This is a genomic window from Psychromonas sp. psych-6C06 (genome assembly GCF_002835465.1).
GTDB lineage: Bacteria > Pseudomonadota > Gammaproteobacteria > Enterobacterales > Psychromonadaceae > Psychromonas.
The window spans coordinates 138296-150690 of sequence record NZ_PIZM01000010.1 but is presented as its reverse complement, the minus strand read 5'-3'; the positions used below and the strand labels follow the sequence as shown (position 1 = coordinate 150690).

At 38.2% G+C, this 12395-nt stretch carries 8 protein-coding genes; 7 read left to right on the top strand and 1 reads right to left on the bottom strand.

Translation table 11 applies throughout. From position 1 onward, the window contains the following. The 7 genes from CW745_RS14345 to CW745_RS14315 form a co-directional block, all read left to right on the top strand. On the top strand, positions 1 to 3426 hold a 3426-nt coding region (locus CW745_RS14345), incomplete at its 5' end, for a cadherin-like domain-containing protein (RefSeq protein ID WP_153069769.1). Between the two features lie 205 nt (positions 3427 to 3631). Beyond that, entirely contained in the window at positions 3632 to 5809 is a 2178-nt protein-coding gene (locus tag CW745_RS14340; RefSeq protein WP_101109378.1) for a type I secretion system permease/ATPase, read from the top strand. After that, on the top strand, positions 5806 to 7179 hold the full coding sequence (locus CW745_RS14335) for an HlyD family type I secretion periplasmic adaptor subunit (RefSeq protein WP_101109377.1): 1374 nt from the start codon (positions 5806 to 5808) through the stop codon (positions 7177 to 7179). The genes CW745_RS14340 and CW745_RS14335 overlap by 4 nt, the downstream gene beginning before the upstream one ends. Before the next feature lie 26 nt (positions 7180 to 7205). Then, positions 7206 to 8606 (top strand): TolC family outer membrane protein, encoded by a 1401-nt coding sequence (locus CW745_RS14330; RefSeq protein ID WP_101109376.1) that lies wholly within the window; start codon positions 7206 to 7208, stop codon positions 8604 to 8606. Then, on the top strand, positions 8603 to 9205 hold the full coding sequence (locus tag CW745_RS14325; protein WP_238596829.1) for an OmpA family protein: 603 nt from the start codon (positions 8603 to 8605) through the stop codon (positions 9203 to 9205). Before CW745_RS14330 ends, CW745_RS14325 begins: the two co-directional genes overlap by 4 nt. A 50-nt stretch (positions 9206 to 9255) precedes the next feature. Then, positions 9256 to 9912, top strand: a complete 657-nt coding sequence (locus tag CW745_RS14320; protein ID WP_101109375.1) for a transglutaminase-like cysteine peptidase — start codon at positions 9256 to 9258, stop codon at positions 9910 to 9912. Positions 9913 to 9915: 3 nt separating this feature from the next. Next, a complete protein-coding gene (locus tag CW745_RS14315) occupies positions 9916 to 11850 on the top strand; it encodes an EAL domain-containing protein (RefSeq protein ID WP_101109374.1) in 1935 nt (644 codons plus the stop codon). A gap of 226 nt (positions 11851 to 12076) precedes the next feature. Here the strand turns inward: CW745_RS14315 and CW745_RS14310 are convergent, their stop codons facing one another. Further along, the gene (locus CW745_RS14310; protein ID WP_101109373.1) at positions 12077 to 12382 is read right to left on the bottom strand and encodes a hypothetical protein; all 306 of its coding nucleotides are present in this window, start codon (positions 12380 to 12382) and stop codon (positions 12077 to 12079) included. Between the last annotated feature and the right edge of the window lie 13 nt (positions 12383 to 12395).

The following is a 12395-nucleotide window of genomic DNA, read 5'->3' as shown; positions in this document are numbered from 1 at the left end:
TTTACCATTGCCGTGGGCGATGTCAATGAATCACCCATTGCCGTTGATGATAATGAAATTGATTCTGGAATGTTAATAACCCTTGATAGTGCTCCTTTACAAGGCGTAGTTGAAATCAAAGATTTCGCTGGTAGTTGGGTTACTATGATTGTGGGCAGTCCATATAGTGCAGACTCTGAGATTAAGTATGTACCTGATGCTGGGTATCCTGGAAATCTTGAACCAGTTGTTCTTACAACTACTTATGCTGATGGTACACAAATATCCAAATCATTCTCTTTAGCCGCTGGTAATAGTGGTGAGGTCTTCTTAGAAAGTAATCTTATTTCCACTGATGAAGATACTGCAGTTACTATTGATGTATTGAGTAATGATAGTGATCCTGAAGGTGATTCATTATTTATCACACATGTGCAGGGACACGACTTTGTAACTGATGGTAATGTTGCCACTATAGTTAATGGTTCTGGGGAAACAGTCGGGACAGCCATCATTGTTAGTGTAGATGGTAAGCCACAAATCCAGTTTACACCCGATGTTTCATTGCAGTCTTTAGATGATGGTGAGGAAGTAACTGTTAACTTTTCTTATGAAATTAGTGATGGTCAAGGTGGCACTGCTACGGCGGACGTTTCGGTTGTTGTACATGGTGATAATGACGCACCTGAGTTAATAACCCCTACTCAACCTTTAAATTATACGACTGATGAAGATACACCTCTAATTATTAATGAGTCTGACATTTTAGCTAAGTTTACAGATGCCGACGGTGATGTACTTTCTATTGCTAGTTTAAGTGTTGATATTGGTGACATCGTTGATAACAATGATGGCACTTGGACTTTCACACCTTCTGTTAATTCAGACAATGATCCTAAATTAACAATTAAGGTGACAGATGGTAAAGACGTTACGCTTACACAGACTAATATCGTTGTTGATGCGGTTGCTGATGCCCCTCAACTTAACGTAACCACTGAAACAGTTGAACTTCAGTCAATAACTACTGCGAATGTAAATAGTCAAGACAGCGGTTTTGTCGTAACGGCAATTGATGCAAGTGGCAATCCTGCTGGAATTAGCATCAATGCATCACCAGTTGGTTTCGGTGTAGTAGGGCAAGCTTCAGGAGCAAATACAGAATTAGGTTTCTCAAACGCTAATAACGCATCTGAATCTTTAATTATTAGTTTTGATAATAATATTAGCGCTGTGGATGTGTCATTCTCTTGGAAACACTCATCAGAACATGCAACTTATACATTTTATAAAAATGGTCAGCAAGTTGGTATTTCGCAAACACATATTGGTGGCACTGATAGAGTTGATGATGCAGATACGCTTAAACCTTCTAATAATGGTGATTTTGACCAAATAGTCTTTACTGCACCAGGTGCAAACCATGATTATTTGATTAATACTATCAGCTATCAAAAACCAACCGTAACAGATGTAGATACGAATAATTCGATTAATGTAGATGAAAAATCTTACGTATCATTAAATATTGACGCTTCATTAGTTGATGTGGATCGTTCTGAAAGTCTAAAGGTAGAAGTCAAAGATATACCTGTCGGATTTACACTCACAGATGGAAATAATTTATTCACTGCGACCTCTTTAGTTACAAATATAGATGTGAGTAATTGGAACCTAAGTAATTTGTCATTACAAACAGTCGAAGTAAAAACTGACACAGCTTATACACTAAATGTTGTAGCAACATCTACTGAGTCATCAAATGGCAATTCTGCTGAATCGTCTTTGCCTATTACTGTTAACGTGAAGAATGTTCCTGCAATCTCAGGTTATGAAGATACTGATATCCCTCTTACCTTAACTGAAGTTAACAATAAAGCTGTGATTGAAAATGTACCTGAGGGTTACATCGTTAAAATTGATGGCCAACAGGTTTCCGCACCAGTAAATGGAGCCAATAGTGGTAAATGGGTCATCACCAACTCAAACATTGATAAAGTTAGTATCACACCTCCTGAGAATAGTGATGAGAGTTTCACTATCACTGTTAATGGTGAAGAGCTAGATATAGCTGTTATTGCAATAGCTGATACACCAAGTCTAGAGGCTTCATTAGATGTGGCAACTATTACTAATAATTCCATACTCGAAGCTAACTTAGAAATTCAATCATTGCTTAATGATAATGATGGTAGTGAGTCCCTGAGTATTGCTATTTCGGGAATTCCAAGTGGTGCTCAGTTATCACAAGGAACGCTTTTAGATGGGACTTGGATCTTAACTCCAGCACAGTTGAAGGGTTTAAAAATATCTACTTTGGCAGATCCTATTTCGCAACCTGTGCCATTTGATATACAAATTACAGCAACGTCAACCGAAAATGCTAATGGCGATACTGCATCAAAAACATTTTCTATTTATGGCATTGATTTAAGTAGTGACAATCGTGGAGGCTATGCTGTTGATACTGTTACGGTTTCTGGTGACAAACTGTCTGAATCAAATTCTGGCTCTTACTATTTCGATGATAATGGAGATCGTCAATTACAAGCTGGTTTTAATAATGCCAATACTCCGACAGCTAGTAATGCACAAACCATATTTACTTATGGCAGTAATGATAGGGTTGAGTCGGGAGATGGAAATGACATCATATATGCTGGGGCTACCGGTAAAAGTGATAATGCTGAGGCTGGAGACACTGATGATGAATTACAGGCTCGTTTATTAGCTGATAGCGCTGAAAATCAAATTGAAAATTTAAACTTTATGGTTGCTGATGATGCTTCTATGGTTGGTGACGATACTTTCTTAAACACTAATATCAAGCAAGGCACCTCAGATTTCGATATTGTTAATGCATTTACTGGTGATGATATTATCTACGGTGAATCGGGTAACGATTTGCTTTACGGGCATGATGGAGAAGATAAAATATTTGGTGGTTCTCACAATGATGGACTTCGTGGTGGTAAAGGGAGTGATTTACTTGATGGTGGCTCTGGTGATGATGTTGTTCGTGGGGATGCTGGTGATGACACTATCATAGGTGGAAGTGGCAACGACCTTCTTATTGGTGATGGTGGTGCAGATACCTTTGTTTGGTTGGATGGTGAAGTAGGCACTGATCATATTCAAGACTTTAATCAGCTTGTAGGTGATAAGTTAGATTTAAGTGATTTGTTGCATCTAACTGATGGTGATAATTTAGATAACTTCTTAGATTTCGAAAGTAATAATGGCGATACGACTATCGATGTTATGGCTGAAGGAGACGGGGTTGTAACGCAAACTATCATTTTAGATGGAGTTGACCTTGGTAGTGATGATGTCACAATCATTAATGACCTACTAAGTAAAGATAATGGTGATAGTGCCCTGTTTATTGGTGATAATGTCAGTGTTGACAGTACAACGATGGAGATCAGTATTGACGAAAATATCTAAATTAAAATGAGTCGATTCAGGCTCTTTTAACCTTATGCAAAGAATGATGCGAGCATTTGCTCGTATCATTCTTTGTTATCTGTTAGATAGATCCTGTAAATACATAACTTAGCTTATATTTTACTTTATTTTTTACGCCTATCTTTCCTATAATCCTTTATAAGTTATATACTTAATTAAATATCAAACGGACTCGAGTATTTAAATGCCAGCTGCCCAGTCACAATGGACAATTAACGCCTCTCAAAGTATAAGTGAAGATCCACTACTTGATTGCTTAGTATTACTCAGCGAGCACTTTGGTAATCCTTGCTCAGCTGAAGCGTTAGCTGCTGGTTTACCACTGGATCAGAGTGTCCTTTCTCCTGAGTTATTACCACAAGCCGCGATGCGCGCTGGTCTTAGTGCTAAATTAAGTCGAAAAAGCCTCGATAATATTCCGAAAATGCTATTACCTTGCATATTAATGCTTAAAGATCAAAAAGCTTGCGTGCTTCAATCTATTGACTTTAAAGCCAATGTGGCTCTTATTTTATTACCAGAAACTGGTGGTGAAGAAAAACTAACCATAGAGGAATTAGAGTCTGTTTATGTGGGTTACCTTTTTCTTATAAAACAAAAATATCATGGAGATCGCGATTTTGATGTACATATTGGCGATAACAATAAACATTGGTTATGGGGCACGATTCGAGAGTCGGCACCTATCTATCGTGATGTAATCATTGCTTCTATTTTAGTAAACATTTTTGCATTGGTGTCTCCATTATTGGTAATGAATATTTACGATAAAATTGTACCTAATTTAGCTTTTGAAAGTTTATGGGTTCTGGCTGTAGGTGCAAGTGTTGCTTATACCTTTGATTTCATCCTTAAACAGCTTCGTGGTTACCTTATTGATGTTGCCGGGAAAAAAGTAGATATTCAAACATCTTCAAAATTGTTCGCAAAAGTTATTGGTATCTCTCTTGAAAAACAAGCACCAAGTGTTGGCGGTATGGCCAGACAGCTCGGCGAATTTGATAGTGTTCGTGAGTTTTTATCGTCAGCAACGGTGACTGCATTAGTTGATCTTCCTTTTGCTTTTCTTTTTGTCTTTATTATTTACCTAGTTGCTGGAGATCTTGCCGTTTTCTCTGTTATTGCAGCGGTTCTCATTCTTGGTTATGCCTTATTAGTACAAGCACGATTGCGTCATGCTATTGAAGAGAGTAATAAATTTTCTGGTTTACGGCATGGTCACCTTATTGAAAGCCTTTCTTCTTTAGAATCGATAAAGGCGAATGGCGCTGAGGGGGTTGTACAAAATGCATGGCAACAGATGTTAGGGCATACTTCAACATGGCAATTAAAAACTAAAGTTATTACTAACTCTGTGGCGAATGTTTCAAGTTTTATTGTGCAAATGGTTGTAGTGGCAGTCATTGTGTTGGGGGTGTACCGTGTTTCTGAAGGCTTAATTTCTATGGGGGGTATTATTGCTGCCGTTATGTTATCGAGCCGTGCTGTAGGTCCGATGGCTAAAATAGCTGCATTAATGACACGTTATAACCAGACGGTCAGCTCCTTAAGGCAGCTCGATGGAATTATGGAACAAGAGGCTGAATTTGAAGATAAAGGTCACCTTGCTAGTCATACTAAACTTGAAGGAAATATAGTTTTTGAACATGTAAGCTTTAATTACCCTAATATCGAAAAAGCTGCACTCAACCCTCTTTCATTGAAAGTTAAGCCGGGTGAGAAAATTGCAATTATTGGACGAAATGGTTCAGGTAAAACAACGCTCGCCAAATTATTACTAGGCCTATTTAAGCCCCAACAGGGGAGCATTCGTTACGATGGTTTACATCAAGGGCAGATACACCCGAGCGATTTAAGACGTAATATAGGTTACCTACCGCAGGATATTGTTTTATTCCATGGTTCAATCAAAGACAATATCTTATTTGGTACAAAGCAAGTAACCGAGTATCAATTATTACGCGCAGTACAAATGTCGGGTGTTAGTTTATTTACCGATATGGAGTCACAAGGGTTAGAACTGCAAGTTGGGGAAGGTGGCAAGTCATTATCTCGTGGCCAACGTCAAGCCGTTGCGCTCGCGCGTGCTATTCTGAACGACCCACAAATGTTATTACTGGATGAGCCGACCGCTAGTTTGGATGCTCGTGCTGAGCGATTGTTCATTGAGTCTATGAAAGTTACTGCACAGAATCGTACACTGTTTTTAATCACCCATAAAATGCATCTATTACAATTAGTTGATCGAATTATTGTATTGGATAAAGGTTATCTTGTTGCGGATGGCAGTAAACAGAAAATATTAGAACAGTTAAAAAATGGCTTGCTAAATGGCGCACCCAAGAAGGGAGCGAAGCAATGAAAATAAGTAAAGAAGATTTAGAAATGGCAGATGATGTTTACGGTGCAATTTTAACGCAAACGCCTACCGTGCATCGCTTAACTATTTGGGCTCTGTTTGCGCTATTTAGTTGTTTTCTTGTCTGGGCGTATTTTGCAGAGTTAGATCGCGTAACACGCGGTGAAGGAAAGATTATTCCTTCCTCGCAGGTACAAGTGATTCAAAGCCTTGATGGGGGCATCTTGCAAGAGTTGTATGTTACGGAGGGTATGCAGGTAACTAAAGGACAATTGATTGCTCGAATCGATGATACTCGTTTCCGTTCTGATATGGCACAGCAAACACAAGAGGTCGATGCGTTACGTGCTAACATAATTCGTTTGCGTGCTGAATTAAGAGATGTATTAGTTGCAGATGTTAAGGCTTGGCAATTACAAGTCAAAATCAATAAAGCTAAACTAAACTTCCCTGATGACCTCAATCAAAGTTCCGCAGAGCTGGTTGCACGTAATCAAGATGAATATAATACGCGAATTAATAATTTAGAGAACCAAGTTGCTATTCAAGGGCAACAAATAAAGCAGCGTGAACAGGAAGTCAAAGAGATCACTTCTAAAATTAATACGTTAAAAAGCAGTTTAAATCTTGCTAATAGAGAGCTCAAATTAACAGTTCCGCTTGCTAAGAAAAAAATAGTACCTGAAATTGAGCTATTAAAACTGCAACGTACTGTGAATGATATTAAAGGAGAGCTCAATGCTCTGAGACTTTTAAAACCGAAAGTGCAGTCATCCTATGATGAAGCAATTCTCAAAAGGCGTGAAGCGGTGCTTAAGTATCGTACTGAAGCACGAGCACAACTTAATGAATTACAATCAAAGTTTTCTCGATTAAGTGAAGCGCAAGTTGGCGTAAAAGATAAAGTAAGTAAGGCTCTAATCACTTCACCTGTCGTAGGGACCGTAAAAACTTTGCATATAACCACGCTGGGTGGTGTTGTTAAACCGGGCGAAGTACTGATTGAAATAGTGCCATCAGAAGATAAATTATTAGTTGAAGCGAAAATTATTCCTAAAGATATTGCTTTTATACATGTCGGTTTACCTGCCATGGTAAAAATTACTGCCTATGACTTTACACGTTATGGCGGTCTAGAAGGTGTCGTAGAACACATTAGTGCAGATACAACCCAAGATGAAGAGGGTAATAGTTTTTATATAATAAGAGTGAGAACCACCGAATCAAGCATGCATAACCTTGGGAAGGAAGATATGCCTATTATTCCAGGGATGATGACCACTGTTGATGTCATGATCAGTAAGCGGACTGTGCTTGAATATATTTTGAATCCAATACTCAGGGCAAAAGAGATGGCGCTCAGGGAATATTAACAATGGACTATAAACATGGAGTTAGTATGAAACAGCAACGTTTCAGTTTAGTAAAAAAAGGGACAATCGGGTTACTGTGTAGCGTAATGTTGTTACCTTCGCTGGCAAATAGTCAATCGCTTGAACAAGCAGTCGCCTTTACTTTTGACACTCATCCTGAATTACGTGCGGCGTATACCCGTTTCAAAGTCAGTGAAAAACAAGTTGAGCAGGCTGAAGCTGGATATTGGCCAACACTTGATGCTACTGCTGGTATCGGTTATGAATATACAGACAGTCCCGGTACGCGTCGTTCTGGACTAAACGGTGATGATGATACTGAGGAGTTAACACGCCGAGAGATTGGGCTTAATTTAAAACAAGAACTATTCAGTGGTTTTCACACGAGCAGCGAAGTAGATAGAACAAGCTATGCGACCAGTGCTGAGCAATGGCGTTTATATGGTATGGCAGAAGATTTAGCGTTAGAGGTGAGTAAAGTTTATCTTAACTTGATTAAAGCTGAAAAACTGGTCGCACTGTCAGAAAAAAACTTAGCAGCCCATGAAGAAATTTATGAGCAGATAAAGCAACGTACAGACTCAGGTTTTGGTAGTTCAGCGGATCTATCGCAAATTAATGGCCGTCTTGCTAAAGCACATTCTAATTTGATTGCAGCGAAAAATAATTTTTTAGATAGCAAAGTTACTTTTTATCGTGTTATTGAGCAAAAACCAGAAAACTTAGTGATCCCCTATCCTGATGCTTCATTATTGCCAGAAACCGAGCAGCAAGGTATCGAAATGGCACTTGAAAATCATCCGATTATTAAAGCCGCAGCTAATGATATTCAAGCAGCTAAAGCGCAACATAGCACTGCTAATTCAAACTATTACCCTAAAGTTTGGATTGATGTAAATGCCAATATGAACGACAACATTGATGGTGAAAATGGTATCAATGGCAATGTTGATGTTGGTGGTGATAATAATGAAGTGATTGCGATGTTACGAGTCTCGTACAATCTATTTTCAGGTGGTAAAGATAACGCTTACGCGAAGGAAACTGCCTATAAAATGAGTGAAGCAACTGAGCTTAATCGAAATGTGCATCGTCAAGTAAGTGAAGGTTTTATTCTTTCATGGAATGCGTTTGAGCAACTCAATTTACAAAAGAAATACATTAAAATGCATGTAATCGCTTCTAAAGATACCCAGTCTGATTACAAAGAGCAGTTCAAAATTGGTCAACGCAGTTTATTAGATTTGCTGGATACTGAAAATGAACTTTATCAAGCACGTCGAGACTTTTTAGATGCAGAGTTTACTGAAATATCTGCACAATACCGAATTTTGCATGCAATGGGGTTACTTGTACAAGCCCTTCGTGTGACACGCCCTAGCAGCTGGTTAGGCGAACAGCAGTTTGATGGAGGCGTTACGCAGTGAAATTTTTAACTTTATTATCTGTACTGTTATTAACGGCTTGTTCAACGCATATCGTTGATATGACAGAACAACCTACCGTTCAAAAATATGATTTAACCGACACGGAAGGTGACGGGATCATTTTAGCACGAGATGAGTGTCCTGATACTTATTCAGGTGCGCTGGTTAATAACCAAGGTTGTGGCACGCAAACCGTAGAAACAGTTCGTCGCAAATTGGAAGTCAACTTTGATACTAATTCCTATGAAGTAAAAGCACAATACTTCCCCGAGATTGAGCAACTTGCTCAATTTATGCAGGAGTTTCCACAAGCGATTGTCACTATTGAGGGGCATACTAGTATACGTGGTAAGGCATCACTGAATAAACGTTTATCACAAAATAGAGCTAATGCGATTAAGGAAATACTAACGCAGAAGTACGGGATAGATAGCGCTCGAATCACTGCTGTAGGTTATGGATTTGATAAACTATTGTTAGAGGGTGATGATGAATACATCCATGCGCGAAATCGTCGTATCGTAGCTGAAATTAGTAGCGATAAAAACCTGATCGATATGAAATGGACTATTTATAGTGTTGATAACGAAGTGGAGTAGTTAATATTTTGAGAAACTCATCGATTTTGCCTAAGTTGCAGGTAGTGATATTGAGTAGTTTATTACTCGTTTCATTCTCTGTATTACATGCGCAAAAGCTGGGTAGGCTCAACGAATCAAAAATTGTTAATGCACTTACTAAAAATTATGGTGATCGGGCAGGTAAACGAGGAACTGCCTGGTTCCGCTTAATGGATAAATCGTATCAACTAGAAGAGAAAGAGAAGTTAAAACAAGTAAATCACTTTTTTAATCTATTACGCTTTGTAGATGATATTAAGTTATGGGGGGTGAGTAATTATTGGGCGACCCCACTCGAGTTTATTGGAGTGAATGGTGGCGATTGTGAAGATTTTGCTATTGCTAAATACTTCACTCTACTTGAGTTAGGGATAGCGGATGAAAAAATGCGTATCACCATGGTCAAGGCGGTCACTTTAAACCAGTACCATATGGTCGTTGCTTATTATGAGACACCCGCTTCAATTCCACTTATCCTCGATAATATTGATGGCAGAATAAAACTCGCAACGAAGCGTAAGGATCTGATACCAGTATATAGTTTTAATGGTAAACAGCTTTGGTTGAATAAGAGTAAAGGACAAGGCGTACTTGCTGGCAAATCAGATCGGCTAAAACAGTGGACAGATCTAAATCAACGTATGGGGGTCTCAAACCTCAAACAACCTAAATTGAGAATGGAGTAAAAAATGACCCTTTTTAATCAGATAAATTCACTGTTATTTGCACTGTTTTTATTAGTGATGTCGAGCTTAGTCTATTTTCAATTTACTGAGACCAAAGCATTTATGGTCAATCAGATGGACTCGGATTTAAATAATACGGTGACTTCATTAAGTTTAATGTTGAAACCTCATCTAGAGACTGGTGATGAAGCCACCGTTGATACCCTAGTAAATGTGATTTTTGAGGGAGGATTTTACAAACAAGTGAGTTTGACGTGGCTTGCAGACCAAAAACAACAGCAATGGAACAATGGCATTAGTATTCAAAAAGTACCGCAATGGTTTGTCGAATTAAATCTTTTTGAGGCGCAAAGTAAAGAGGTCACCATTACTTCTGGCTGGTTACAACTCGCCACCCTTAGAGTGGAATCCAATCCAGCAATTGGTTACCTTGAATTATGGCGTATCATGAACGATACCTTGATGGTGTTAGCTGCGTTATTTCTAATATCTATCATGTTATTACGCTGGCGTTTAGCCCGTATTTTGACACCTTTACATGAGGTTGTGCAGCATGCTCAAGATGTATCTAAGCGAAAATTTAATCCAGATATGGTTTTACCTAGTACCACTGAGTTGAAAGCGGTCGTGGTGGCAATTAATTCAATGTCAGGACAACTAAAACAAGTTTTCACTGCATTAGATGAAGAGGTTGATAATCTCAAACATGAAACCTTGTGTGATCATGTTTCACAATTACCCAATCGTTTATATTTTACAGGGCAACTCAATAGTTGGTTAAATGAACCGGGATTTGGTGCCCTTTTGTTGGCTGATTTAAATTGGTTGGATGATATCCATAGTAAGTATGGCTATCAAATGCGCGATCAAGCAATTCAAGTTTTAGCACAAAAATTTAATGAAGATCTATCTAAGTCTTGTGACGCATTAGTTGCCCGAATCGCAAATACAGAGTTTGCATTTTTAATTCGTAAAGCAGAGAAAGAGCAAATAACAGAGTATTTACAATCTCTTATTCGATTAATCAATCAAGAGATGTTAAACGCAGGCTGTGAACCCAACCAGCGTTTTGCAATTGGGGTCAGTGAGCGCCGTTTAGGGGTAAGCCGTGTAGAGTTATTATCACAGGCTGATAATGCGCTTCAAAAAGCCCTCAATGAAGATAAAATAAGCCATTGGTTCTATGTTGAAGGACAGCAAGAGCTTAGCCGTGAGGCGTGGCGAGAACAGTTACTAACCGCTATCCATGACAATCAATTTCTCTTTCAATGGCAGCCTATTCAAACTTGTCAAAATAATAAAGTGTTGCATCGAGAGATCTATTGTCGTTTAGAGATCGCAGGCAAAGTCGTGAGAGCAGGTGAGTTTATTCCCTATATTGAACGTTTATCACTTGGGCATAGACTCGATAGGTGTTTATTAGAAACCATTTATAAAGATAATTTATTATCGTTGCACAGTGAGCCTATTGCAGTAAATTTATCACGTGAAAGTGTGACTAATTCAGATTTTCATCAATGGTTGGTGTCGTTTTTAGCAGAAATAGATTCCCCAGAAAAATTACATTTTGAAATTTCTGAAGGAGGGATCACTCAGAACCTAGCATCGGCTTTACATCTTTGCGATATTATTACCCAAGCGGGTGCACAATTTGGTGTCGATAATTGTGGAAGGCAGATGGGGGCACTCACTTATTTGCAGCAAATCAAACCAAATTATATCAAACTAGATATGTCACTCTCTTGCTATAATAATGAAGATCAACACGAGAATAAGCAAAATTTAGAGCTTTGCCGAGCATTAGTCAATATTGCCAGAGGATTAAGCATTAAAGTTATCATTACCGGTATTGAAGATGAAGCGCATCTGCAAACCATTAAATCTTTGAGAGCAGATGGCTACCAAGGTTATATTATGCCACCTATCGATATAGCATAGTGATTTTGTAAAAATGCAATTAATGCGCGCTGTTTAATAACAATCGAGTTTAGTTTTATTCTAAATTTTGCTCAGAAAAAACGACTTAATTAAAGAAAATTTTTACGTAAATGCTTGTTCATTTCACGAAAGTTTAACGCAGAGATAAGTTATTTTAGCCAGTAAAATAGATCATTTATTTACTTCGTTTGGTATTAGTTACTGCGCATTATTAATTGATAAGGACTTAATCAGAAAATCCATCGTGTACAAAAGCATGTTTACGTTGATAAAAAGTATCTTGATCGCTTTCTAAAAAGGCTAATGCATATTGGTAGCCTTCAGGTTTAAATTTTTCAAGCTTTGCTAATTCATACTCATTCATAATAATGTTCATCGCCTCTACGACCCATTCAGTTTCACCAATACCAATTTCCACTTCAGGTGGATCATAATGAGTGATCATCCAATCTTGTAACTGTTCTGCAGAAATTTTTTCTGCTCCCCAAAGGTTAAGTTGTTGAATAAGTTCTGTTTTAGTAATATTTGCCATGTTCTTAATGCCT

Coding starts and splice junctions, on each gene's coding strand:
- CW745_RS14310 (WP_101109373.1), bottom strand. CDS start 12,382: ATGGCAAATATTACTAAAACAGAACTTATTCAACAACTTAACCTTTGG.
- CW745_RS14335 (WP_101109377.1), top strand. CDS start 5,806: ATGAAAATAAGTAAAGAAGATTTAGAAATGGCAGATGATGTTTACGGT.
- CW745_RS14315 (WP_101109374.1), top strand. CDS start 9,916: ATGACCCTTTTTAATCAGATAAATTCACTGTTATTTGCACTGTTTTTA.
- CW745_RS14340 (WP_101109378.1), top strand. CDS start 3,632: ATGCCAGCTGCCCAGTCACAATGGACAATTAACGCCTCTCAAAGTATA.
- CW745_RS14330 (WP_101109376.1), top strand. CDS start 7,206: ATGAAACAGCAACGTTTCAGTTTAGTAAAAAAAGGGACAATCGGGTTA.